Below are 24,547 nucleotides of genomic sequence, written 5' to 3' on the forward strand. Positions count from 1 at the left end.
TAGTGGGTAATGTAAAAGCCGACAGATACAAAAAAGCCGCTAAACCCGTCTGGTAAGGGTTTAGCGGCCTTTGAAGGTCATTGCTAACCTTTGTATTGGTGGGGCGGCGTCACCTGAATTTGAATGATATTTAATTGATATTTAATATTTTTAACGCCAATAAAAATAAAATGTGTACCAATTGGTGTATCTAAAATTTTAATTGCATGGGAATTGCGCTAAATGCGCGCAAACATCTTATTAAAATTTTTGCCCTCCTGATGGAATCTTAGGTGACCTTTGCGATTCAGTTTAACCTTACCTGTAAACGGGTGAGTGATATAGCCCCATTGACCGAACCTGGAAAAGTACAGCACATAATCGATATCGACCCCATCCCACTGTGATTGAACTAGGACGTTTTCATCACAAGTATCGAGAGACTTTACTTGGATTCGATAAAATGAGTTCCCATCCGAAATAAGCAAGTCTGTCTTACTGCCATGGTCGGCCATAGGGAGAAACACTTCCCAACCATCCATCTGGAACCACGAGGCTGCAAGTGTTTCGAAAGAGATGCTTTTGTAAAATTTAGCGGTTTCGGGTTTAGCCTGAGTTTGTTTGATAGGCATAATTATGATCCTGAATTTATGCCACTTGTCTGCTATTGGCTGCATGACTAGGGCCGAAAGCTTCCACGTGGAAATGCTTTCAATCAGGATTCACAACTACTCCATGTGGAATGTAGTCCATAGCAAAGCGGCCAAGCTTGGTTTTCGGACTTTTGCCCATACTACCCATTAATGCCAATTCAGTATATTTTACTGGTGAATCGCGTTCAGATATAACCTAGTTATTGCTTAGCCCTTTGTCAATTACTTGTGATTGCTTCAACTAATCATCTATTCAAATCTACCTAGCATAACTTCCGCGCAAGTTCGCGCAGGTACGTTAAGTGCTATTGCTGTCTTATTCTTTTGTTACTAAAACCGCTAGCTAAAAATATGCTTAGCTTACCTTCGATGCCGGTAACTGTTTGTTCGACTTATCTTGATCCAAATCCTGTGTTTTCTCACATCGTTGTGGCACAATCCTGAGAGGTATTAAACCGTCTGTAAGTGTTTGTTATCTTCTAAGAAGGACCTGGATTGACAATGAGCATCAACAAAGCAAAACTGACTGAAACGGACATCATCACCAAATTCATTATGCCAGCCATTACCAGTGCGGGTTGGGATGATATGACGCAGATACGCCAAGAGGTGAAATTGCGTGATGGCAAGGTGATTGTACGTGGTCAATTAGGCGTCCGTAAGACCGTAAAGTCAGCCGATATAGTGCTCTATCATAAACCCAGTATGCCGCTTGCCGTTATCGAGGCGAAAGCCAATAAGCATGAAGTGGGTAAGGGGATGCAGCAAGGGCTAGATTATGCCCGTTTGCTAGAAGTGCCCTTCATCTTTGCATCAAACGGTGATGGCTTTATCTTTCACGATAAGACCAAGCTTGGAACGTCCGAAGAGCACAACCTAGAGTCCGAAATCCGTTTAGAAGATTTTCCATCACCACAAGATTTATGGGCTAAATACTGTGCCTGGAAAGGTTATACCCAAGCGCAGCTTCCAATAATCAATCAAGAATACTATGACGACGGCAGTGGTAAACATCCTCGTTATTATCAACTGCAAGCTATCAATAAAACCGTAGAAGCAATTTCATCGGGTAAAGACCGCGTGCTATTGGTCATGGCTACTGGAACGGGTAAAACCTATACCGCATTTCAAATCATCTGGCGTTTATGGAAGTCTCGCGCGAAGAAACGTATTTTGTTCTTGGCCGACCGCAATATTCTGGTTGATCAAACCCGTATAAATGATTTTCAACCCTTTGAAACATCAATGACCAAGGTAACAGGTAGAACTGTTGACCCAGCCTATGAGATTCACTTAGCACTATATCAAGCGCTCACTGGCCCAGAAGAAAGCCAAAAAGCCTATAAACAAGTCGATCCAGACTTCTTTGATTTAATCATCATCGATGAGTGCCATAGAGGAAGCGCCGCTGACGATAGCGCCTGGCGTGAAATTCTCGAGTATTTCAAAAGTGCGACCCAAGTCGGATTAACGGCTACCCCCAAAGAAACTGAGGAAGTGTCAAATTCAGACTATTTCGGTGATCCTGTTTATACCTATTCATTAAAGGAAGGTATTGAAGATGGCTTCTTGGCACCCTACAAAGTTGTACGGGTAGATATAGATATCGATCTACAAGGCTGGAGGCCTACTAAAGGCCAAATTGATAACAATGGTGAAGTGATTGAAGATCGTATCTATAACCAAAAAGATTTCGACCGCACCATGGTTATTGATGAACGTACTCAGCTAGTGGCAGAGACCATTACTAACTACTTAAAGCGCACCGACCCCATGGCAAAAACCATAGTGTTCTGTAATGACATTGACCATGCAGAGCGTATGCGCCGCGCGATTGCTAATCTCAACCCAGATCAGATGGCTAAAAGCGACAAGTACGTGATGAAAATTACAGGGGACGATGAAATAGGAAAAGCTCAGCTTGATAATTTTATAAACCCTAAGAAGGCCTATCCTGTCATTGCCACAACCTCAGAGCTCATGACAACTGGAGTCGATGCGAAAACCTGTAAGCTGGTGGTACTTGACCAAAATATTCAGTCAATGACGAAGTTTAAACAGATCATAGGTCGCGGCACCCGTATCGATGACAAATATGGCAAGCTTTGGTTTACCATTCTTGATTTCAAAAAGGCCACTGAGCTATTTGCTGACGAACGATTCGACGGCAGCCCCGAAAAAGTCATTAAAGTCACGCCGACCGATATTGAAGATGAAGATGTTGATATCGATACAATTGGCGATGAATTTCCTAGCGACGATACTGATATTTCTGATGAGGTGCCTGACGATACCATTAATGATTCCATTGACGAAAATGACACTGGCAATGCTGGTTTTGACGATGGTGAATGGAGTGAGGGCGATGATGAGCCACGCAAAGTACATAAATACCGTGTATCAGGTGTTACTGTCAGTAAAGTTGCCGAGCGAGTGCAATATTATGATAGCGACGGCAAATTAGTTACCGAATCTTTTAAAGATTACACTCGAAAAACCATGGCGAAGCAGTTTGCTTCACTCGATGAGTTTGTAAAGCGCTGGAATGAATCTGACCGTAAACAAGCCATCATAGATGAGCTCGCCAACGAAGGTATCATCTGGCAAGCACTAGAGGAAGAAGTAGGCAAAGAGCTAGACCCCTTCGATATGATTTGTCATGTGGTTTACGGCCAACCACCATTAACGCGCAAGGAGCGCGCAAACAACGTCAAAAAGCGTAATTATTTCACTAAATACTCTGAAACAGCGCAAGCCGTATTAGATAATCTTCTGGTAAAGTATGCCGACGTTGGCGTGCAAGAAATCGAGTCCATGCAAGTGCTTAAAGTGCAGCCATTTAACGAAATTGGAAGCTTAAGCGAAATCGTTAAAAAAGGCTTCGGTGGTAAAAAACAATACGAGCAAGCCATTAGTGAATTAGAAGCTGAGATTTATCAAATCCAACAGAAATCTGCTTAACATTACAGCAGGTAAAGCGCCAACCAAAGTCGATATTTTATAGGGCTGATTAACCACTAACTCAGCCAGTTTTTAAATAAGAGAATACTATGTCAATCAGTTCAGTTATCAAATCTATCCAAGATATTATGCGTAAAGATGCCGGTGTCGATGGCGATGCCCAGCGTCTGGGGCAAATGTCATGGTTGCTCTTCTTAAAAGTGTTTGATGCCCAGGAGGAAGAGTTAGAGCTTGAACTGGATGATTACCGAGAGCCAATCCCAAGCCAATACCTATGGCGCAATTGGGCGGCAGATAGCCAGGGCATTACCGGCGATGAACTACTTGAGTTTGTTAACGATGACCTATTCCCAACACTGAAAAACTTAACCGTACCAAGCGATACCAACCCTCGCGGTTTTGTGGTGAAAGAAGCCTTTAGTGATGCCTTCAACTACATGAAAAATGGCACACTGCTTCGCCAGGTGATTAACAAGCTCAACGAAATCGACTTTACTGACTCTAAAGAACGTCACCTGTTTGGTGATATCTACGAGCAAATCCTACGCGACCTGCAAAGTGCAGGTAACGCGGGTGAGTTCTATACCCCTCGCGCGGTGACTCGCTTTATCGTCAATCGTCTTGACCCTAAACTGGGTGAGCAGATTATGGATCCCGCCTGCGGTACGGGCGGATTCCTGGCTTGCTCGTTCGATCACGTCAAAGATAACTACGTAAAGAGCGCTAGCGACCACCAAACACTGCAAAAGCAAATTCATGGTGTAGAGAAGAAACAGCTTCCACACTTACTGTGCATCACCAATATGATGCTCCACGGCATCGAAGTCCCTGTACAAATCAAACACGGCAATACGCTTAACAAGCCGCTTTCAAACTGGGACAGCAATATCAATGTGATTGCGACTAACCCACCGTTTGGCGGCACAGAAGAGGACGGGATTGAAAAGAACTTCCCTGCCGAAATGCAAACTCGTGAAACGGCTGATCTATTCTTGCAGCTTATTGTGGAAGTATTGGATAAAGATGGTCGCGCTGGCGTGGTGTTGCCAGATGGCACACTGTTTGGTGAAGGAGTTAAGAGTAAGATTAAAGAAAAGCTCACCGACGAGTGTAACCTGCACACAATTGTTCGTTTACCAAATGGCGTTTTTAATCCATATACAGGGATTAAAACCAATATCCTATTCTTCACCAAAGGCCAACCAACACAAAATATCTGGGTATATGAGCATCCTTATCCCGAAGGCACTAAGAGCTACAGTAAAACTAAGCCGATGAAGTTTGATGAGTTCCAGCAAGAGATAGAGTGGTGGGGAGATGAGGCTACAGGCTTCGCAGAGCGTCAGGAAAATCAGTTTGCATGGAAGGTAGACTTTCAGGCTATGAAAGACGATGCCAACATGAAAGCAGAACCACATCGTCAAAAAGCCATAGAATTTAAGCAGCAAGAAGATCTACTGAAGTACGATATTGCGAGCTTGAAGGAACGGCGGACAAAGGAACAACTGGATGACAAGCAATTAGAACATATTGAAAAAGAAATTAAATCTTTGCAAAAGAAGGCTAAAAAAGCGTCTGAGTCAGCTAAGGCTGAAGAAAAATCAGCAAGCGATATCTATTACGCCATTTTCAATTTTGATTTTAAAAATCCATATCAGGACGAAGTAGCCAGCCATGACCCTGAAGAGTTGCTGGCGAGCTATCAACAACAGCAACAAGACATTAAAGCACTCCGTGACCAACTGAAAGGCATTCTTGGTGATGCTCTTAGCTCTGCTGTGAAAAGTGGAGAGCAATAATGGCTGTGGACCAATCTCCTATGAATAAGTTAATTACCGAACATCTTGATATTTGGACTTCAGCAGTTAAGACCAAATCAACCTCTGGACGCGGTAGCAGCAAGAAGCTAGAGCTTTACGGTGTTAAAAAGCTGCGAGAGCTAATTCTGGAGTTGGCTGTGCGAGGAAAGCTTGTTCCTCAAGATCCTAATGATGAGCCTGCTTCTATGTTGCTTGAGCGTATCGCGCAAGAAAAGGCTCAATTGGTAAAAGAAAAGAAGATTAAAAAGCCTAAAACACTTCAAACTCTGTCATCAGAGAGTCTTCCGAGACTTCCTGAAAGCTGGACTTGGTCCCACATGCAAGATATCACCGAGTATGTGCAACGAGGGAAAGGCCCAAAGTATGCGGAAGAAGGTAGTGTTCGAGTCATATCTCAAAAGTGCGTGCAAAATTCTGGATTTGATATTGAACCAGCTAGATATATAGAAGAAGAAAGCTTGAAGAAGTATCAAGATGAGCGCTTTTTGAAAGAAAACGATCTACTATGGAATTCAACTGGAACAGGTACTGTTGGTCGAGTTAATGTCCTACCAAGTATCAAGCAAAAGTCTCTTGTTGCTGACTCTCATGTGACCGTTGTAAGACCTCTTATTATGAATAGTCGATATATTTGGTGCATTCTTATGGCTCCTGGAGTTCAAGCGAGAATCGACCCTTTTCATGAACAATCTTTAGTATCAGGTTCAACCAAACAAGTAGAATTAAATACAAGCTCTGTAGTTACGTTGCCTATACCAGTTGCTCCAATCGCTGAACAACACCGTATCGACGCCAAAGTCGATGAGCTAATGGCGCTTTGCGACCAGCTAGAGCAACAAACCGAAGCCAGTATCGAAGCGCATCAAGTGCTGGTAACGACTCTGTTGGACACACTCACCAACTCTGCCAATGCTGACGAGTTGATGCAAAACTGGGCGCGAATCAGCGAGCATTTCGATACCTTATTCACCACTGAAGAGAGTATCGACCAGCTCAAGCAAACCATTCTACAATTGGCGGTGATGGGTAAGTTGGTTCCACAAGATCCAAGTGATGAACCTGCGGCTGAGTTACTGAAAAGAATTGCGGAAGAAAAAGCACAGTTAGTCAAAGAGAAGAAAATCAAAAAGGAAAAAGTGCTACCGCCGATTTCTGAAGATGAAAAGCCGTTTACTCTGCCTAGTGGATGGGAGTGGTGTCGTGTTGGCTCAATTTCTAACTTAAAAGGTGGATTTGCTTTTAAGAGCAAAGACTTCGTTACAAATAGTATCTACCAGGTAATCAGAATGGGAAACATTCGTCCTGATAACTTGAGGCTAAGTGAATCCCCAGCATATATACCTCAGCAAATAGCCGAGGAGGCTAAAGATTATAAACTTGTATCAGGTGACATTTTATTAACCATGACGGGTACTAAAGGAAAAAGAGATTATCTGTATTCTTTACTAATTAATGAGAAGGATATTGTAAGTAATCAGCTATTTCTAAATCAGCGGCTATGCAATATACAACCTATATTTGTGGCACCTAGCTTCGTTAATATGGTAATAAAAGCAGATATAGTCTTAGATGCTATTTTTACTAAATCCACAGGCACAGCAAATCAAGCAAATATCGGTATGGATGCAATCAAGAACTGGGTTTTACCAGTAGCTCCATTAGCTGAGCAGCATCGAATTAATGATATGGTCAACGAACTTATGGATGTATGTGATCATATTAAAACTCGGTTAGTTGATTTACAGGCTACCCAATTGAAGCTAACTGACACTATTATTGAACAGGCTGTGTAGTCATGAGCCTATACAATATCGCCAATAAAAACCTCACCGCACTGACACCAACCACCTTTGCAGCCGAAGGGCTGCAAGAACGGCACGATTTACAAGAAGCGCTGAAAGGCTGTATTGATGCCATCGCACCTGATTGTTTGGTGATATCAGAAGAGTTTTCAGACTGGGAAGACAGCCGTCGCCGTATCGACCTGTTAGCCATCGACAAGAATGCCAACTTAGTCGTCATCGAGCTTAAACGGGATGAAATCGGTGCGCATATGGAACTTCAAGCGCTACGCTATGCCGCAATGATCTCTACCATGACTTTCGATAAAGCATGTGACTACTATGCCCAGTACCTGAAGAAAGAAGGTCAAGAGATTGATGCCCACGAAGCCATTCTGGAGTTTGTTGATCTTGATGAAAACAGCTTGGATGACTTTGGTAACGATGTTCGAATCGTTCTAGCCTCAGCAGACTTCGGTAAAGAACTCACCACTTCTGTCTTGTGGTTGCGTGACAAAGGCATCGATATCAGTTGTGTGCGCCTCACACCCTACCGTTTCAAAGAAGATGTACTGATCAATGCTGAACAGATCATCCCTGTACCCGAGGTGGAAGAGTACCAGGTGAAGTTCCGAGAAAAGCGGGCTGAGCAACGGAGTAGTCAGGCTGGGGGGCGTGATTATTCTCGATTTATGTATAGAGGGCAGGTGTACAACAAAAGAAACCTCGCTTTGGCGTTACTGACTGATTGGATTAAAGCTCATAATCCAAATGCTCTTTCCGATTTATTTGAGGTATTTGGGAAGGGGATTCATCGTAGAATAGCCTTGTCTGTAGCAGACATCAGTGATGGGCAAATAAAGCGATATCATATCAGTGATGATGACCTCATAGAGCTTGACTCTGGTGAAGTAATTGCCATATCTAATCAATGGAGTATTGGTAGCATTACTCGTTTAATAGAGTTGGTTAGGCAGTATGGTTTTGAAGTCATTAAAGCTGATATCTAACACTTAAGACAAAAGACGCATTTAGGAAAAGTATCCATGGTTGGATTAGGTGATATTGAGGCATTCTTTTCATCAATAAAACGCTTCAAGAAGTGGAAATCCTTAACTTGAAGTTATTGCGTGTTATTAGGTTTTTGTAACGTACAGTGTCTTTCGAGCGTGTTGTTATGGTAATAAAAATGGATATTAAAGAACAAATGGATTTTTCTTATTATATTAAATTGCAAGAAGATGTTATCAGTCAAAAAGTAAAACCTATTTATCACCAATATATTCAAGAAGGCATAAGGCTGACTGATGCGGTTGATGACAAGGATTCATTGAAAAAAACGTTACGGTACTTTGAAAAGGCTTTAGCGTTAGCGTCTAAAAATGAATATACAAAGGCTTCTGCATGCCATGAGTTAGGAGTATTTTATTTTACTCATTTTGCGCATTTACCCGGAGCACCTCACTCTAATTTAAATAAAGCGGTTTCATTTTTTTCTCGTGCAATTGAAAGCAAGCAACGACAACAATTTCCAGACAAACATGCATCAAGTTTGTCGCAATTAGGGGCGGCATATCGAAGAGCTGCAAATGAGCATTTGTTTTCTTTAAGCAAGCAGGCTTGCCTAATAAAGTCACAACAGTTACATGAGTCTGCTATTAGGGTATTAGAGGGAGATATCCCGTTATTTTTTCGATTAAATCAGCTTTCTATCGCCTACTATAATTTAGCTGCAACTCTAATCGATGCCGAAAAAGTTGCTGAAGCTTGTGATACTCAAGCTAAGGCTTTCCATTGCTTCATAGGGGCTATTGAGTGGGCTCAAGAAAATGCCCCTCATCTCGGCTTAGAGGGCTCAATGTCCTTAAAACTTGATCAAATATTACCTATGACCTTTGCTCGCTTGTTTCATTTTTCCAACAATGAGGAGCACAAACAGCTTTGTCATTTTATTGGAGAAATAGCACCGTCGTTTGGCCTAGACCCTTTAGATTTTATGAGGGTAAATCCATATTCAGATCTCTCAAATCCTATTGTTGAAATTCAACAACTTGTAATTGAGGCAGAGAGAAGCTGCACTGCTGCTAATATTGAAAAGTTACAAGTAAAGCTACATTCATTGATGGCGAGTAGGCAGTCTACCGAGACGGATCAGGAGTCTGATAGAGTCAGTGTGCTAATTCAACAGGCAAGCTCAGGCTTAGCTCGTATATTAGTAAACAGAGAAGACTATTTACGAGCATTTATCACGCTTGAAAATACCAGTGGAATGCGATTTTGCGAAAGCGCCAGTTCGTGCTGGCTCCATTCTAAAAATCCAGTCAATCAAGTGTTATTGGATGCTTTGAGAAAACTGGGTAGTACGTATTATAGTTTGAATGAACTTGCACTTATGGTTGGTGTTGTGGACAAGGAAAAATTACATCAATCTCTTGCTGAGAGTGCTCATTTACTTAAATCACAAGGCATCCCAAAACTGACTAATATTAATGAGCATGTATTTGATGAAAATCGATATGCAAGAATCGTTGAAATGGCGAGTCAAGCCAGAGACCCAATTAATTATTTACACGAACAAGCAAACTTGTGTTTAGATGATTTCAAAACATTAGGTGAATATACAGACAGATTAGACCCTGATTACTTCAACGCTAGGCAACGTACTTATCAAATTACCTTTGATGATTTAACCGAGGCCGTTCATGCCCATCCCGAGCAAGTACTCGTTAAGATAGATATTGAAGATCACTATGATGATGCTCTGATTATCGTTGTCTATTTGCAAAATGAGGAGATAATTGCTAACGGTTATTCCTTCAACCTACCCCAAAATCTTATTAATAATGTTGCAGCATTTGTGGCTAATAACAAAGAAGCCAATACAGAGTGGGAATTAGATTTTATCGATTGGGCATCTATTATTCCTAACCATTTGGATAAAGTTTCTCTACTACCTTCATTTTTTGCTTCGCATATACCTTGGGTAGCAACTGGTAAAGCGGGAGAGAAGCTGTATCAATTAGTCAGCGAGATCAATTGGCTACCTTCGCTGATATATTTATATCAACAAGTAAAATACTCAGATGAAAAAAGCCAGCGTACTAGCATATGTGGTGGTGACACGTTATTTGAAAAACTCGCGGTGCAAGCCTGTTCAGAAGTTAATGTTACTCAATCTATGGATGACGTTGTTAATCAGTTAACTCACTCTAGTGTTTTTAGTTTCTATGGGCACTGCGAACATAAGCATCCAGACAGACCTTCGTTATTATTTAAAGATTTTGTTATTCGGGACGTTGAGATGCGTTTTGGTGTGAGAGGGGCTGAGCGCATTGAGTTGTGGGCGTGCCAAAGTGGTTCAAACATTCCTCTGCACTTTTTACCCAGCCAAGTGAATGAAGCCTTCGGTATGGATATGAGGATGCTAGAGTATGGCGCTAAAACTGCTATTGGTTCGTTGTGGGCTGTTCCCGAGCTAGTGACGGCACATATTAAGGCTGAATACGATAAGCTTGTTATAAGCGGTTTAGGGGCATCTGAAGCACTGCTTAGCGCTCAATGTTGGTGGGTTGAAAGTGGTGCCGATGAGGAGTTGCGTAAAATCACGGCTGTTGGTGAAAAAGAGTATCTTAAAACGCTTGGTTGCCATTATACCAAAAAACAAGCATTGGAAGCGCTTATGGGTCCAGTGCTTGCGAGTAGTGCTAATAAATCCAAGTTTGATGTAAGTGTTTTGGAGGGTTCATTTAAACATCCTTCAGCTTGGTCAGGCATGCGTTTTTGTGGTTTAAGCGAGCAGCAAAACGTTTTTATTCCTAGAGTAGAGTTGTCTTCGGCTCAAAAGCAGGAGATGAGAGATTTAATTTTAAAAATGAATTTACAGTCAGGCTTTGTAAAAAATGCGTGATAGCGACTTACCCATTACTGATTGGTCTATGATTGGTCGTCAAAACTATGTTGATGAAAATCGATTAGTTATTGAATTGGTCATTGAACAGGCGCTTGAGGAGTTTGAAGAGAAAACAATCTCTGTTACGTTTGGTCATCAAGACACAGCTGTAGATAAGATTATAAACTTATTTTTGCTTAGTCATTTTTGTGTTGAACGGTTGCCAACAGCGATACCCAAAGATATTACATTGTTTAGTGAGTTGTCATTCTGGGTTAGCTTAAAAACAGCAGGGAATGTCAATGCTGGGGGGAAGGCTTATAAGCAAGCTTTCGTTGAAAGCGAGCATGAACTTCCGGATTCTAAAGTCGCTGATATCGATAGGCATGTGCAACCGTTGGCAAGAAACCTGAAAAAACTTAGTAAAAAGGTTGCCCCTGATTTGATTGGTTATTGGCTACAAGCTAATAAAAAACTTTTAAATGAATTAGCTGTATCTGATGATTTATCGTGGGACATCGAAATAGAAAACGAGGTGTCAGCCCCTCAAATAACCCGCTATAAGGTAGATGCCTCCTTTCGGTACTTGTATCAGTTCCTCAATATTAAAGAACACATAAATTCTGTGGAACTCTATGAAAATAAATACTTTGTCAAAGGCCTTAATCGTCCCCAGTATGTCGCAGAACAGTCAGAGACCCATCAAACTAAGCATCAAGTCAGGCAGAAAATTAAGCAAATAATCAATCGATTTCATTCAATCCACACTCAGACAGGTGATAATGATTTTCTAACTCGAGCATTGTTTAAGGCCATTGCCAAAAAAGCAGTGCTTGATGTGTATGAGATAAATAAGAATGAGCCATACTATTCAGATTATGCTCACAAGCTGAAGCAACTAAAAAATAAGCCATCAACAATATTGGAGCAAGTATCATGACATTGGATAAGTTATCACTCGATGAAATGGTCCAAGGTGTAGATAGTTCTGATGAAAACTGGGTTAAGTTGTTACAACATCCAGATGCTGAAAGGGTTTGGGCTGATGCAGTTAAGCGGCGGGAGAGTTTGAATGCGTTTTGCAGTCTAGCGGCAAGATGGCCTGCGATAGTTCATCAATATAAAAAATTAAAATCTTTTACTAAAAAAAGCACCACCTCCCCACAAATTAGTCTTTTTAGTGATAGCTACCAACCATTTAGTGCTGCTTTGAGTAGCAAATCAGATGAAGATCAAGCCTTTTCACTTGACGTTAAATGGGGGGAACAACAGATAGTGGAGCTAGATAAAGACATTCTGATTCAGTTCAATGGGGGCAGGGATATTAATGTCTACTACTCTTTTACTGGCGGTGATGGAGTTATTGGTATGGGTGACTCATGGGCCTTTAAGCTTGACGAGGGGGCTGTATTGCTCACTTTTGTTGAAGGTGAGCGTTTAAGCAATGATTTTGAGTCGATGTTAAGCAATGCAGAATCAGTTGGGAGTGTTGTACTGCTACCGTCAAAATAAAAAGCGAAAAAAAATTAATTAACCTGCGTATAGAAGCACCCATAACAAAAAAGGTGCTTCAAAATGTCAACAAAACAATATGCTTTTCCCTTCACAGAACAGTCTGCTCAAGCGAATACAATTTCATCGCTAGTGTGTCGTATAAACGCTAGAGTGTGGCAAAGTTTATCTTCGAATCAACAGGTTCAAACTATGAGCCTGATTAATGAGATTGCATCAGGTAAACCTTATCCGCTTTTAGGTGGTCGAAAGGTTAAATGTAACAACTCTCTAGTTCGTTTTCGTATAGGCCGAAATCATCGACTTATATTGAGCCTTACTTCAACGAATTTCATTTTTCAGCTATTTAACCGACAAAATTATGAGCGAAACTTTAATAAAAAGTTCAGTTCATTAACTGTTGAAGGTTAAGGGGCTGAGTCATGACATTTATCAATGAAGAAAATAAAAATATTAAAGAATTGGTCATCAACTGGCATATCACAGAAGTGTGCAACTATGACTGCAAGTACTGCTTTGCAAAGTGGGGCCGCCCCAAAGAATTGCATCGTTCTCTTGAGGAACTTGAAAAGCTGCTTGATAACTTAGCTTCATATTTTATCAAAGGCCACTCACCGTTAAAGAGTGAACTCGGTTACGACACTGTACGCCTTAATTTAGCTGGCGGAGAGCCAATGATGCTTGGCAGTACGTTTTTTATTGTACTGATGCTGGCGAAACAAAAAGGCTTTAAAACCTCAATCATTACTAATGGGCATTACCTAATCAATAGCCGCTTAGATTTCCCTAAAAATGTGCTGGATATGGTTGGTATCAGCTTTGATAGTCAGGACTTAAGCACTCGAAAGGCGATTGGCCGAATTGATCGTAAAGGCAATTCGCTGAGCGCTGATGATTTAAAAATTGCGTTAGGGGGTCTAATAGGAACTCAAAAAGGCATCAAAACCAAGATCAATACTGTTGTTAATAGCTTAAATTATGAGGAGGACTTTTCATCACTGATTGGCGAGTTAAAACCTTATAAATGGAAAGTCTTACAAGTGATGCCCTATGGTGATGATGAATTACTGATTTCAGATGACGAATTTAACCAGTTTGTTGAGCGCCACAGTGGTCTGGGGCTCCCAATATTTGCTGAATCGAATTCAACGATGACCGAGTCATATTTGATGATCGACCCTTTGGGACGCTTCTATCAGAACTCAAAAAATGCCAGCGGTTATCAATACAGTAGCAGCATTAACCTGTGTGGTGTAGAAAGTGCGCTTGCACAGATAGCCTTTAATCCTAAAACATTTTTATCAAGATATCGTCCAATTGATATCGATGTTGTTGAGTCTTAGGAGGCCAATGTGAAAAGTGAAACTTGTTTTGGAAAGGCCTCCGGTAAGCCACTAACACAATATTACTCTGAGGAAGAAGCACAAGATGCTGCTTATTTCTCTAAAGAATATTATGGTAATGATTTAAGTCCGTATCATTGCAGTAAATGTGATTTATGGCACTTATCACCCAAAAGTAGACAAACGCCGAGCCAAAAATGCACTCGTTGCACTGGTGGGTATGGCGTCGAAAAAGCATCATATCGCTCTAAAAGCGAGGCGCGTTTACGAGCTGATATCATTTATGATGAACAGGGCGTTAGTTTGCGAGTTTATAAATGCAAGTACGGTTTGGGGTGGCATTTGACTAAGAGTCAATTCTAATCAATTCGCGATAGGTATCGATTAAGCATAGAGCAGCTAGCTCGAAAGAATCTGTAATTTAAACGACGACAATACCAGCTCATCAACTAGTTTTTTGCTCACTAGTTGATGAGTTTGGGTGTTGAGATGATCAAAATTAAGTCTTGTAACTGATTTGTTATCGTCAGAAAATGAAGGTTTTTTTGGGCAAGCCCTTTGATGTTGAGTTATCTATGCTATCGAGTAAATGGGCTGGTTTTGATGGATATTTCATACAAAAAACTTAACAAGATTTGTTGCCAATGAGCTTTCATTATTGTTTGTTATCATTGGCTGAAAGCCCCTTGAAAGCCCCTTGAAAGCCCCTTGAAAGCCCCTTGAAAGCCCCTTGAAAGCCCCTTGAAAGCCCCTTGAAAGCCCCTTGAAAGCCCCTTGAAAGCCCCTTTGTAGCGGCGATTTAATCTAACCTTTCCAGTTGTTAGCTTTAATGCCATTGGCGGCTCATCGAGGTTGTCGAGAAGTGTTGTTTTAGAAGGGCCAGATTTCAATTCTAACCCTTGGTAATGCTTTAGTGCTTTGGTAATAATTACGCAGATGTAGCGAGTCATCCTAATGCGCGCGGGTCATATCTTTTAGTGGCGATACTGATTTTGGATTCGCGGCGATTCGGCTTGAACCATAGTTTTTGGTTTGAGGCGACTTTTTATCTTTGCCACGTGTTTTTGCAAGATAACTTAAGCGATAAATTACCTCGCCAATGATTTGATGATTATGTCGGTGGCTTAGGTAAAAGCAATTATCTGGTCGCCAGTATGAACCGCTCATGTTCGCCCAGACTTCTTCACACATAGCCGAAACGGTTGAAGGGTAGTTGACGCACTTGCCGTCGATAAATAGCACACAATGGTAATGCTGTGCTTTAGCGCTATCTTGTTCACGAGTCCAAAAATAACCCAGTTGCTGTAGCTTATACTTTGCTATTAATCGACGATTGAGTCGCCTGAAAAAGCGAGTGATGCGCTGGTTGCAGTCGGTAAAACTGGGTTGTCTTAAATCAAACCTAAAGACTAGAAGTCGTGCGTGGTAGCTGTGCATATTAAAGAAAAGCTGACAGATTGATCTCAGCATTGGTGTGTAACAGCCAGATGGTGCGCTTTGTATTTTCCAGAACATCCCTTGATACTCATAGTACTTAGACGTTGTTGAATACATAGCAATACCTACCTACAAGTATTTGGAAATTAAAAAGCTTAACTAGATATTATCAATATCCCCCAAGCCCAGGCTCTATTTAATAGCGCTAATGCCTATTGAGTCGAGGACCTACTGCAAACGTGTTTGAAATTAGGGGGTGAAAAACCCGCAATTTTCATCCAGCGTCGTCTAGCGTAAGTCATAGAGCGCCAACAATAACTTGGTGTTTGCTAATAAAAGTCACTGATGTGGCCGTTGGGCTACATCAGTGACATAATCGGTTATGCATCTCGTTTTTCTATACGTTGCTGGATCCAATCTTGGATTTCGTGCTCAAGCCAACCAACTGCTCGTTCACCAAGATCTATCGGCTTAGGGAATTGCTTTTTGGCTATGTAGTCATAAATTGTTGAACGCGCTAAGCCCGTTAACTGAATGACATCTCTCAATCTTAATACTTTCATGGTCTTCTCCGTATGTTAGCAATTTTGCTTGGACGGATGAAGAATACGCTGGACATATCGCTGATTTCTGACAGTATTTATTTAGTTTCTGAAACTAAATTAGTGTCAGATTTTTAATGCTTTATCTAATATCTTTTAATGCTTTACCTAATAATTTTTCAATGGTTGCTCTTGCAAGAGGAGGTTCAGCAGTGTCAGGCCACTTTAGTTGAGCTTTTTCGTCTATGGTTTGTGCCCATTTTGCCGCAGATTCACATTGGTCAGGAAACTTCTTGATTACGTAGAGTGCGAATTCGAGTACCTCTTCTCGAACTTTATTATTTCGTAGTGCATTGCCATGAGGTTTATGTGAAAGCCCATTATCATCCGTCACACCATTTTTTCCTTGGGGCATGATAAGTTTGGCGTAGTTGGGTTTGTCATTTTGTCTAAAAAAAGTAGCGAGGCTTTGTTTTGATGCTTGAGCATCTGAGACCCCCAAGGTTGGTGGTAGGCTTATCTTAATTATGCTGTTTTCAGCACAATTGATGGCAATTTCATATTCTTCAATTAAACATTCATATAGTTCATGTGCCGTTTTATAATCAGGGTCGTTTCTTAATATTGAGTCGAAGTCTCTATCCAATATTAATTCAACTGCCTGAAGGGCTGTAAGCGTTGTTTTAAGTTGATATCTAGCCATGAAATCCCTCTTTAATTGGCAATTAATCGCAAGTTTGTGTTGTTTTGAGCAAGGCTTAAATTACCTTGCGCAGCTTGAGTGATATGCTCACTCCACCAAGCCATCATGACTTTTCTTCTTTCCAAATAAACGCTGCGGTTATAAGCACTGCGAACCTGGTTTTTATCTGTATGCGCTAGTGCGGCCTCTATAACATCAGGATCGAAACCTTGTTCGTTAAGCGTTGTACTCGCAAGCGACCTAAAACCATGAGCGGTTGTGCGACCTTTGAGTTGCATACGAATCAAAGAAGCGTTTGCTGTTTGCTCGCTGTAATGAGTTTTGGGATTACGAGCTGCCGGAAACAGATATTCGCGATGCCCACTTATTGGTCTGAGTATTTCAAGTAACGTAATGGTTTCATCGGTTAGTGGGATTTGATGAGCACGGCGCATTTTCATTTTGCTGGCAGGAATAGTCCAAAGCCGATTTTCCAGGTCAATTTCATCCCATCTTGCGCTAGCGGCTTCGTTAGGTCTGGTCATAGTATGAAGTTGCCATTCAAGTAACAGCCTAGTTAACCTTTGAATACTCGCGTTTGCTATGGCTTGCATTAGCTCGGGTAGTTCATGAGGCTGCATCGCCGATAGGTGATTTTTCTTCGGCTGCTTAAATACCGCTTTAATACCACTTAACGGGTTCGCGTGGATCAAGCCTGTGTTTACTGCAAATACCATTATCTCATTAAGCCTCTGGCATAAGCGTTTCACTGTATCTAAATGTCCTTTGGCTTCTATCGTCCGAAGGATTGTAATGACTTTCGGTGCCGTAATTTGACTGATGGGTAATTTGCCAAGATCGGAAAAAATATGCAGTTCGAGAGAGCTCCAAGTCTTCGCTGCATGTTTTTCAGTTACAGCTTCTTTTTTACACTCCATCCAATCTTTGGCGACATTGATAAGTGTGTGCTCTATGATTGCTGCTTTTTTAGCTATTTGGTCTTCGCGATGAGCTTTTGGATCTATATCTTCAGCTAGCAGTTCTCTGGCTGAAACGGCTTTTTTTCGCGCAAGAGCAAGCGACACTGTGGGATAGGAGCCTAGGCCTAAATTATTACGTTTCTTAGTAAGAGGGTGGGTGTAGTTGAAAAGCCAAAGTTTCGAGCCGTTCGGTTTAATGCGCAATCTTAAACCATGACCATCGAATAGGTGATATTCCTTATCTCGAGGTTTCGCGTTCTTAACTTCTGTGTCACTTAATTGGGTAGTCTGCTTAGCCATATTAGGTACACCGTAGAGTGTGTGTACCTTCAGTGTACCCGCCGATGTATCTATTGCAACCGGATATAATCGGACTAAAAAAGTCCTTACTGGAAGGGCGGGTATTGATAAGTGGTTGATTTTACTTTCTTAAAGGCAGAAAAAAAGACGTCCTAGGACGTCTTCGTTTCTGTTATTGGTGGAGGCGGCGGGGCTCGAACCCGCGTCCAAAAAGCCTACATCCTCGGCGCTACATGCTTAGTCTCTCTTTTGGTTAACCAAGTACACTCCGAAAGACAGGATTGCAATTGGCGAGTTCAGTACTGTTTCGCGGTTCACCCCTGAACGTGGTTCCCTCGCTATCAAATGTAAAGGTGACCATCTTAATACTCTGCCCATTTGAGAAACGTGAGCAAGATGGCTAGCTAGCCTAAGCTGCTAGAGCGTAGTTATCGTCGTTTGCAACTATAACTGTGCGGCTTTTTACGAGGCCAACCGCCCCTCGGCATGCTCCTAGGGTTTCGTGAATCTTGTCGAATCCAGAATCGCCCCCAGTACAATGTTGATTGTAACCTGCTAAATCCTCTAACACCAAGGATAAATCATGTTGTTACAATTGATTGTTCGTTATCCGACCATTTTACCTGTTTAAACAGTAAGCTTACGCTAATTACTGTTGAACGGCTTTTTTCATGGTACGAGATTTTTCAATCTTCCACTCGCGCTCTTTGGTATCGTCGCGCTTATCGTGTTCTTTCTTACCTTTACCCAAACCTATCTCAATTTTAACCCAAGCGCCTTTGCGCCAGTACATTGAGATCGGCACAATTGAGTAGCCTTGACGGTCTACCAGACCTTGCAACTTATCCAGCTCTCTGCGGTTAAGCAGTAGCTTGCGATCGCGCATAGGGTCGCACACCACATGGGTCGATGCGGTGTTTAGAGGTGTGATAGTGCAGCCAAATAGGTAGGCTTCACCGTCTCTGAGAAACACATAGCTTTCAGATAGGTTGACCTTACCGACTCGGATCGATTTCACTTCCCATCCCATCAGGGACAAGCCGGCTTCAAACTTTTCTTCAAATTTATAGTCGAAGTTTGCACGTTTATTACGAGCAATCGTTGCCGGTGGGTTCTTTGATTTTTTTGCGTTTTTCTTTGCCATAGGTGGGCTATTATACGCGCGCTTGATCAATTTGGAATTGGCTACCGCGATTATTTGTTTAATTTGCCCACTTTAAGTGGTCGAGGTGGCGTTTTTTTGTTCGAGGCAAGCTTAATGGTTGAGGTGACCCGCCATGGCTAGCATGTTAAAATCATTTTTTTGCTTTATGGTGTAAAGGCCAAGGTTTCAGGTTAAACAGTCATATGCCCAAGATTTCCCGCAGTGTGTTAGTCCGCTTTAGTGCTATGCAGATGTACGAGTTAGTCAATGATGTTGAATCCTACAAGGAGTTTTTGCCTGGCTGTGTCGGTGGTAAGGTGCTCGAGTTTGATGGCAAAACTATGTTGGCTTCGGTCGATGTGTCTAAGGCGGGGATTAGTAAGACATTTACTACGCGCAATCAGGTGATCCCTGGTAAGCGAATTGAGTTGGAGCTTGAAAATGGGCCTTTTAAACACCTACATGGCCGGTGGGAGTTTACTGAATTAACCGAAGATGCCTGTAAGGTGGACTTTGAGCTTAGCTTTGAATTCTCCAGCCCGATTGCAGATATGGCATTTGGTAAGGTTTTTAAAGAATTGATGTCATCTATGGTTACTGCGTTTACCAGTCGTGCCAAAGTGGTATACAGCCAATAGCGATTTTTAAGATTCCTAGGAAGTAAGATGAGCGATCAAGATAAGTTTGCCGTTGAGGTTATTTACGCTTTGCCCTCGCAGCAAAAGCGTATCAATGTGATGGTGGAGCCTGGCACCACTTGTATCGAGGCAGTTAGACAGAGCGGTATGTGTCGTTTTTTCCCTGAGATAGACCTGGAGACGGTCAAATTGGGAATATTTAGCCGCGCGGTTAAGCATAATGAAGTGTTGCACCCTGGTCAGCGGGTAGAGATTTATCGTCCCTTGATCGCCGATCCTAAGGATGTACGCCGTCAACGTGCTGAAAAGGCTAAAAATGAGGGGCGAGCCAATAAAACCACAGGGGCTAAGGTGAGCTAGCCGAGTGAGTTATCATTAAAAAAGGGTCTAAAGCTAAGCTTTAGACCCTTTTTTAATGTATGCGTAACGCTTCAAGCAATGTTATTCAAACTCTTTGACTTCGTTGAGTTCCTGCGTCTTTTTCTCTTCTACGAGCGGCTTGGTATCTGGACGCTGCTCAGGGTTAAGCGGCACTAGGTCACCTTTGGGGGCGCTAAGTTCAGGTAATTCACTTTGATCAAGCGGCGTATTAAAGTCGGCGGCCAGTTCATAGTCGCCATCGACTTGAGTCAATTTGTCGCCAGTGAAGTGCAGCACGAGTTCTTTGTGGGTAATGCTGGCATCACGTCCATTTTTGTAGTGGTAGACATAGTACCAGGTATCATCTGAGAAGCTGTCTCTAAGAACCGGACGCCCCAAGATATATTCGACCTGCTCTTTGGTCATCTGGATTCTGAGCTTTTCTACTTGCTGGGTTTCCATATAGTTGCCTTGCGGCACGTCAGGTTTGTAAACCAGCCAGTCAAAAGCGCCACATCCGCTTAATGAAAGAGACAGCGCCGCAGCGCCTAATAGAGTCATACTATGTTTTTTTATGGTCATTGAAATGCGCTACTTCCCTAAAAATCTGTCGGCCATGATACCCAAGCATTCCCTATGCTGACAAGCGCTATCGACTTTTTATACGTCTCCTTGCGCTGTCGGTGTCAGCCTGGTGTTAGCCTTGCTAATTGACTAAGGCAGCTTGTGTGAATAGGTCAGACAGATGGTTTGGCATTAAGTTTCTTGTCTAGCGGATAAATTGATATGTAGAAAAGGGCGAGAAGATCAATTTAGTGTTGAAAATTGATTGGGATATTAACTGTTAGTGTTTGTTTTATCCCGAATTGTGGTAAGTTAATTTGGTTTACCCCTCTACGGTATAGCCAGTCGACGCCGTGGTTAAAAAAGGAACAGCAAGTCTGATATCAATGGGTGGTTGTCACAGCGTATGGCACAAGTTGGAAATACATAAATGAATGAAGCCTGTAAAAAAGGTAGTTTAGTTTGTGTCGGCACTGGATTAAACCTAGGCGGTCAGATAACTGTGCTTAGTAAGAGTTATATCGAACTAGCCGATGTCGTGTTTTCCTTGGTACCCGATGCCTTCGCGCTGCAGTGGTTAACAACCCTGAATAGCGACGTCCGTTCATTGCATGGTTACTATGCTCAAGGCGATGAGGTTAAGAGTCGGCGAGATACCTATCAGCAGATGGTTGAGGCAATACTCACTCAGGTGCGAGCGGGAAAGCGAGTAGTGTGCGCCTTGTATGGCCATCCTGGTGTGTTTGCCTGTGTTTCACATCTTGCTATTAAACGGGCTCGGCAAGAGGGCTTTGATGCTAAGATGGAGCCTGGGATCTCGGCAGAAGCCTGTTTGTGGGCCGATGTTGGGATAGATCCTGGTCAATCGGGCCATCAAAGTTTCGAAGCCAGTCAGTTCATGTTTTATTGTCACACACCAGATCCCTCCACCCACTTATTACTATGGCAGATTAGCATTGCCGGTGAGCACACCTTAACCAAGTTTCATACTAACGCCGATTGTTTGCAGGTGTTAGTCGAGCAGCTTAATGAGTGGTATCCCTTAGAGCATGAGGTCATTCTGTACGAGGCGCCGAATTTGCCGGTGCAGTCGCCGAGAATCGATAGGCTATTACTCAAAGATCTGCCTCATGCGAAGTTGACGGCGATAACAACACTGCTGATTCCGCCGTCGCAGTCGTTAAAAGTGAATCATAAAATTTTGGCAAAACTGGGGATTTCTGAAGACTTACTGGGTTAAAAAGCAAATTAAGTTTGATTAGCTGCAAGTGGTCAAACATTTTTCTAGCAACTAGTGTTATTACATAACAATGGAGAATGATATGTCGAAGCTAAGTGATTTTTTTCAAAAATTAGGATCGGATGCCGCGCTATTAGAGGCTTATAAGGCCGATCCTGAAGGGGTGATGCAGGACTATGGATTGTCGGATGAAGAGATTGCAGCTGTTATGTCTGGTGATAAAGAACAGATAGATTCGCTATCAGGTGACAGCAGTGACACGCAAGCTTACTTGATTGTCACTAATCCAGATGACAGCAACTAAGCTGTAGTTAACGGCCATGTATTACCTCAGACTCATATTGGTTTCTCTTTTCGCTCTGTTTGCCAGCTATCAAGCAGTGGCGGACGATGTAGATTATGATGCGGTTATTGATGAGCTAAAAGCCTCGCTGATTGCCGAACCAACCAAATCGTCTGAGGTCATTGCCTACCTCAATGAAAATAGTCAGCACTTGACTAGAGAGCAGCGAGCTAGGGTCTTGACCCTAGAAAGTAATAAAGAAGTTTATAACGGCAACTATCAGCGTGCATTTGAGTTGCTTAAACAGGCCGAACAACTTAGCCAATCCCCTGAGACCCTCAATTCTATCTACCTTTACCAAGCCACCTCACTGATCGCCATGAAAGAGTATCAAGGTGCGTTGGATGCGATGGCAAAAAATCTGGATAGGATAGAACAGATAGATGATGTCACCATCAAGATGACCTCCTATTTAAGATTGGCCAATCTGTACCTGGATCTTGAAGTCTATGATGAATCCAAACGCTATGGGTTAATGGCTTTTGGACTTAGCCAGGGAACATCGCCCAAAGAGCAGTGTTATGCCCAATTACTGTTGGCAGCGGCCGAATTAAAACTTTTAAATTATGAACTTGCAAAACAGCAGTTTACTGACACTCATATTTTTTGTGAAGAGCATAATATTCCATTAATTGTTGCCATGGCAGATAAAGGCAAAGGCACTTCACACCTTAGACTCGGCGAGCTTAAACAGGCACAGACCCTGTTGTTGTCTGCACTCTCTGAATATGAAAAATTTAAATTTAAGCTAGAGATCATCGATGTTAACGCCTTATTGGCGGAAACATATTTAAGTCAGAAAGAGATTGATAGCGCCAAACAATATGCCCAGCGAGTGATTGACGAGCCAGATGAGCCTAGCGTACTTGAAGAGAGAAAACGCGCCATAAAGGTCATGGCCGATGCATTGGCAATGGAGGGGAGCTATCAGCAAGCCTATCAATATCTCGATCAATATATGAAGCTGAGTGAGGCGAGCATAGATGAGACTAAGGCCAAAGCTTATGCTTACCAAATGGCTAAATTTGAAAATGCCGAGAAGACTCGTGAAATTAAGATGCTAAATCAGGATCGGGCACTCTACACCGCACAACAAAAGGTGGTCGAACTCGAAAGATACAATGAAAGTATGGCCTTAACGATCGCCTTGGGCTGTTCCGTGGGGCTTATCATCTTTGGCGCCACCATGTTTGTGCAAAGGCGTAAATATAAGCGTATCTCTCAGCTTGATCCGTTAACCGGGGTGTTAAATCGTGGCACAGGGCAAGATTTTGCTGAGAATCTGTTTATTGATGTGCTAGCCCACCGAAGTGTGTTTAGTGTGATTATGTTCGATCTAGACCATTTTAAGAGCATTAATGATAACTACGGTCATAGCGCTGGAGATTGGGCGCTAAGACGTGTCGTTGAAGCTGTGTCTCCCCACTTGAAGAGCAAAGATCTTTTTGTTCGAATGGGGGGCGAAGAGTTTGCCATTTTCTTACCTTATGTGGGGGAGCAGGAGGCTTTAAAGATCGCCAAGCAGTGCTGCAATGCAATAGAGGCTATTCAAACTCGCCCTCATTATAATGATTTAAGTATCACGGCCAGTTTCGGTGTCTGTAGCAGTCTCGAAGCTGATCTCAGTTTGGATCCCCTGATGAAACGAGTGGATCTGGCTATGTATCAGGCTAAGCGAAATGGTCGAAATTGTGTGGTGACCTATCGTCCTAGTATGGACAGGGTGCTAGAGCAGGCTGCCAACGCTTAACCTTTGGCAGATGAAGCGTAATAAACAAAGTCAAACTGTCACTCTGTCTCGCAGCCGAAATATAAGTCCTAACCTTCGCCTTCTGTTGTAAGCCTTGAGTTTGCTCAAGGCTTACATCTATTCACTTTATTTTTTACTGTGCCTCAGTGATTTTGATTAGGTGGAAAGGGAAATTAAGGTGTTTTAGTTGAGTTAAGTCAGATTGGTGACTCAAGCGTCTAATCTTATTAAACCGTCTCAGATTGATTGCGTTTACCGTTACCATTTTTGCTTTTTCGCTATTAGCTATTAGCTATTAGCTATTGGCTATTGAGGTGAGGGCCTTTGTGCTGACCTTATCACTTACCCTTCTTTTTAAATCACGGCTTTGCTCTGCCGTTTATGCTTCAGACCGTTATATCCCTGGCATGATCTCTTGTTTACCTTGGTTCATTTCTCCCTACCTGCGGGACAGCTTGGATGGAGTTTGTCGCTGAACAGCGGCGATTACCTTTGATGCTATCTATATCGAGCCTCTAAATAGCAACCGGGGAGAGCGTCTCGATAAGAGATTAAGCTCATCACTCGGATAAATATGCAATAACGATGGTTTTTTCTAATTATTTTCGCAGCTAACCAAAAAAAATCGT

At 42.3% G+C, this 24,547-nt stretch carries 22 protein-coding genes and 1 other RNA gene; 15 read left to right on the plus strand and 8 right to left on the minus strand.

All coding sequences use genetic code 11. The annotated features are described in order from the left end of the window. Nucleotides 1-218: 218 nt before the first annotated feature. Nucleotides 219-611 (minus strand): PDDEXK-like family protein, encoded by a 393-nt coding sequence (locus L2712_RS03765; protein ID WP_248976913.1) that lies wholly within the window; start codon nt 609-611, stop codon nt 219-221. 522 nt (nt 612-1,133) lie between these two features. Here L2712_RS03765 and hsdR point away from each other — a divergent pair. The 10 genes from hsdR to L2712_RS03810 all read left to right on the plus strand — a co-directional run bounded on the left by hsdR (nt 1,134) and on the right by L2712_RS03810 (nt 14,301). Continuing rightward, on the plus strand, nt 1,134-3,593 hold the full coding sequence (gene hsdR, locus L2712_RS03770; protein WP_248976914.1) for an EcoAI/FtnUII family type I restriction enzme subunit R: 2,460 nt from the start codon (nt 1,134-1,136) through the stop codon (nt 3,591-3,593). 89 nt (nt 3,594-3,682) lie between these two features. Beyond that, nucleotides 3,683-5,392, plus strand: a complete 1,710-nt coding sequence (locus L2712_RS03775) for an N-6 DNA methylase (protein WP_248976915.1) — start codon at nt 3,683-3,685, stop codon at nt 5,390-5,392. Further along, the gene (locus L2712_RS03780) at nt 5,392-7,206 is read left to right on the plus strand and encodes a restriction endonuclease subunit S (RefSeq protein ID WP_248976916.1); all 1,815 of its coding nucleotides are present in this window, start codon (nt 5,392-5,394) and stop codon (nt 7,204-7,206) included. The genes L2712_RS03775 and L2712_RS03780 overlap by 1 nt, the downstream gene beginning before the upstream one ends. A gap of 2 nt (nt 7,207-7,208) precedes the next feature. Beyond that, on the plus strand, nt 7,209-8,204 hold the full coding sequence (locus L2712_RS03785) for a PDDEXK family nuclease (RefSeq protein WP_248976917.1): 996 nt from the start codon (nt 7,209-7,211) through the stop codon (nt 8,202-8,204). Nucleotides 8,205-8,383: 179 nt separating this feature from the next. Continuing rightward, nucleotides 8,384-11,101 carry a CHAT domain-containing protein gene (locus L2712_RS03790; RefSeq protein WP_248976918.1) on the plus strand — a complete coding sequence of 906 codons (2,718 nt, stop codon included), beginning with the start codon at nt 8,384-8,386 and terminating at the stop codon, nt 11,099-11,101. Continuing rightward, nucleotides 11,094-12,023, plus strand: coding sequence for a hypothetical protein (locus tag L2712_RS03795; RefSeq protein WP_239849994.1), 930 nt, complete (start codon nt 11,094-11,096; stop codon nt 12,021-12,023). Before L2712_RS03790 ends, L2712_RS03795 begins: the two co-directional genes overlap by 8 nt. Continuing rightward, nucleotides 12,020-12,595 carry a hypothetical protein gene (locus L2712_RS03800; protein WP_239849995.1) on the plus strand — a complete coding sequence of 192 codons (576 nt, stop codon included), beginning with the start codon at nt 12,020-12,022 and terminating at the stop codon, nt 12,593-12,595. Before L2712_RS03795 ends, L2712_RS03800 begins: the two co-directional genes overlap by 4 nt. A gap of 192 nt (nt 12,596-12,787) precedes the next feature. Continuing rightward, entirely contained in the window at nt 12,788-13,006 is a 219-nt protein-coding gene (locus L2712_RS19175; protein WP_428848608.1) for a ParE family toxin-like protein, read from the plus strand. 11 nt (nt 13,007-13,017) lie between these two features. Next, nucleotides 13,018-13,938, plus strand: a complete 921-nt coding sequence (locus L2712_RS03805) for a viperin family antiviral radical SAM protein (RefSeq protein ID WP_248976919.1) — start codon at nt 13,018-13,020, stop codon at nt 13,936-13,938. A 9-nt stretch (nt 13,939-13,947) separates the two neighbouring features. Further along, nucleotides 13,948-14,301: a hypothetical protein gene (locus tag L2712_RS03810; protein ID WP_239849997.1), complete on the plus strand. Its 354-nt coding sequence runs from the start codon at nt 13,948-13,950 to the stop codon at nt 14,299-14,301. 588 nt (nt 14,302-14,889) lie between these two features. Here L2712_RS03810 and L2712_RS03815 read toward each other — a convergent pair. The 6 genes from L2712_RS03815 to smpB form a co-directional block, all read right to left on the minus strand. Then, on the minus strand, nt 14,890-15,492 hold the full coding sequence (locus L2712_RS03815) for a YagK/YfjJ domain-containing protein (protein ID WP_248976920.1): 603 nt from the start codon (nt 15,490-15,492) through the stop codon (nt 14,890-14,892). Between the two features lie 263 nt (nt 15,493-15,755). After that, on the minus strand, nt 15,756-15,938 hold the full coding sequence (locus L2712_RS03820; protein WP_220058682.1) for a helix-turn-helix transcriptional regulator: 183 nt from the start codon (nt 15,936-15,938) through the stop codon (nt 15,756-15,758). Between the two features lie 121 nt (nt 15,939-16,059). Then, on the minus strand, nt 16,060-16,620 hold the full coding sequence (locus tag L2712_RS03825) for a hypothetical protein (RefSeq protein WP_248976921.1): 561 nt from the start codon (nt 16,618-16,620) through the stop codon (nt 16,060-16,062). Between the two features lie 11 nt (nt 16,621-16,631). After that, a complete protein-coding gene (locus tag L2712_RS03830; RefSeq protein WP_248976922.1) occupies nt 16,632-17,879 on the minus strand; it encodes an integrase domain-containing protein in 1,248 nt (415 codons plus the stop codon). A 176-nt stretch (nt 17,880-18,055) separates the two neighbouring features. After that, nucleotides 18,056-18,411, minus strand: a transfer-messenger RNA (tmRNA) gene (ssrA, locus tag L2712_RS03835). Nucleotides 18,412-18,528: 117 nt separating this feature from the next. Then, nucleotides 18,529-19,023 carry an SsrA-binding protein SmpB gene (gene smpB / locus L2712_RS03840; protein ID WP_033538531.1) on the minus strand — a complete coding sequence of 165 codons (495 nt, stop codon included), beginning with the start codon at nt 19,021-19,023 and terminating at the stop codon, nt 18,529-18,531. Nucleotides 19,024-19,226: 203 nt separating this feature from the next. Between smpB and L2712_RS03845 the strand changes: the two genes are divergently transcribed. Continuing rightward, entirely contained in the window at nt 19,227-19,661 is a 435-nt protein-coding gene (locus tag L2712_RS03845; protein ID WP_088905095.1) for a type II toxin-antitoxin system RatA family toxin, read from the plus strand. 27 nt (nt 19,662-19,688) lie between these two features. After that, nucleotides 19,689-20,021, plus strand: coding sequence for an RnfH family protein (locus L2712_RS03850; protein ID WP_248976923.1), 333 nt, complete (start codon nt 19,689-19,691; stop codon nt 20,019-20,021). An 81-nt stretch (nt 20,022-20,102) separates the two neighbouring features. On the opposite strand, the gene L2712_RS03855 is transcribed toward L2712_RS03850, so the two are convergent. Next, nucleotides 20,103-20,603, minus strand: a complete 501-nt coding sequence (locus L2712_RS03855; protein WP_033538528.1) for an outer membrane protein assembly factor BamE — start codon at nt 20,601-20,603, stop codon at nt 20,103-20,105. 412 nt (nt 20,604-21,015) lie between these two features. On the opposite strand from L2712_RS03855, the gene L2712_RS03860 reads away from it, so the two are divergent. From L2712_RS03860 to L2712_RS03870, 3 genes are all read left to right on the plus strand, one after another. Beyond that, nucleotides 21,016-21,825 (plus strand): SAM-dependent methyltransferase, encoded by an 810-nt coding sequence (locus tag L2712_RS03860; RefSeq protein WP_248976924.1) that lies wholly within the window; start codon nt 21,016-21,018, stop codon nt 21,823-21,825. 82 nt (nt 21,826-21,907) lie between these two features. Then, nucleotides 21,908-22,129, plus strand: a complete 222-nt coding sequence (locus tag L2712_RS03865; protein ID WP_248976925.1) for a hypothetical protein — start codon at nt 21,908-21,910, stop codon at nt 22,127-22,129. Nucleotides 22,130-22,145: 16 nt separating this feature from the next. Next, nucleotides 22,146-23,918, plus strand: coding sequence for a GGDEF domain-containing protein (locus L2712_RS03870; protein ID WP_052125528.1), 1,773 nt, complete (start codon nt 22,146-22,148; stop codon nt 23,916-23,918). Nucleotides 23,919-24,547: the final 629 nt, after the last annotated feature.

It is taken from the genome of Shewanella marisflavi, assembly GCF_023283925.1.
GTDB classification, from domain to species: domain Bacteria; phylum Pseudomonadota; class Gammaproteobacteria; order Enterobacterales; family Shewanellaceae; genus Shewanella; species Shewanella marisflavi.

Bases quoted from the DNA above. Each gene is read 5' to 3' on its own strand.
- L2712_RS03765 (WP_248976913.1), bottom strand. From the start codon at position 611: ATGCCTATCAAACAAACTCAGGCTAAACCCGAAACCGCTAAATTTTAC.
- hsdR (WP_248976914.1), top strand. From the start codon at position 1,134: ATGAGCATCAACAAAGCAAAACTGACTGAAACGGACATCATCACCAAA.
- L2712_RS03775 (WP_248976915.1), top strand. From the start codon at position 3,683: ATGTCAATCAGTTCAGTTATCAAATCTATCCAAGATATTATGCGTAAA.
- L2712_RS03780 (WP_248976916.1), top strand. From the start codon at position 5,392: ATGGCTGTGGACCAATCTCCTATGAATAAGTTAATTACCGAACATCTT.
- L2712_RS03785 (WP_248976917.1), top strand. From the start codon at position 7,209: ATGAGCCTATACAATATCGCCAATAAAAACCTCACCGCACTGACACCA.
- L2712_RS03790 (WP_248976918.1), top strand. From the start codon at position 8,384: ATGGATATTAAAGAACAAATGGATTTTTCTTATTATATTAAATTGCAA.
- L2712_RS03795 (WP_239849994.1), top strand. From the start codon at position 11,094: ATGCGTGATAGCGACTTACCCATTACTGATTGGTCTATGATTGGTCGT.
- L2712_RS03800 (WP_239849995.1), top strand. From the start codon at position 12,020: ATGACATTGGATAAGTTATCACTCGATGAAATGGTCCAAGGTGTAGAT.
- L2712_RS19175 (WP_428848608.1), top strand. From the start codon at position 12,788: ATGAGCCTGATTAATGAGATTGCATCAGGTAAACCTTATCCGCTTTTA.
- L2712_RS03805 (WP_248976919.1), top strand. From the start codon at position 13,018: ATGACATTTATCAATGAAGAAAATAAAAATATTAAAGAATTGGTCATC.
- L2712_RS03815 (WP_248976920.1), bottom strand. From the start codon at position 15,492: ATGTATTCAACAACGTCTAAGTACTATGAGTATCAAGGGATGTTCTGG.
- L2712_RS03820 (WP_220058682.1), bottom strand. From the start codon at position 15,938: ATGAAAGTATTAAGATTGAGAGATGTCATTCAGTTAACGGGCTTAGCG.
- L2712_RS03825 (WP_248976921.1), bottom strand. From the start codon at position 16,620: ATGGCTAGATATCAACTTAAAACAACGCTTACAGCCCTTCAGGCAGTT.
- L2712_RS03830 (WP_248976922.1), bottom strand. From the start codon at position 17,879: ATGGCTAAGCAGACTACCCAATTAAGTGACACAGAAGTTAAGAACGCG.
- smpB (WP_033538531.1), bottom strand. From the start codon at position 19,023: ATGGCAAAGAAAAACGCAAAAAAATCAAAGAACCCACCGGCAACGATT.
- L2712_RS03845 (WP_088905095.1), top strand. From the start codon at position 19,227: ATGCCCAAGATTTCCCGCAGTGTGTTAGTCCGCTTTAGTGCTATGCAG.
- L2712_RS03850 (WP_248976923.1), top strand. From the start codon at position 19,689: ATGAGCGATCAAGATAAGTTTGCCGTTGAGGTTATTTACGCTTTGCCC.
- L2712_RS03855 (WP_033538528.1), bottom strand. From the start codon at position 20,603: ATGACCATAAAAAAACATAGTATGACTCTATTAGGCGCTGCGGCGCTG.
- L2712_RS03860 (WP_248976924.1), top strand. From the start codon at position 21,016: ATGAATGAAGCCTGTAAAAAAGGTAGTTTAGTTTGTGTCGGCACTGGA.
- L2712_RS03865 (WP_248976925.1), top strand. From the start codon at position 21,908: ATGTCGAAGCTAAGTGATTTTTTTCAAAAATTAGGATCGGATGCCGCG.
- L2712_RS03870 (WP_052125528.1), top strand. From the start codon at position 22,146: ATGTATTACCTCAGACTCATATTGGTTTCTCTTTTCGCTCTGTTTGCC.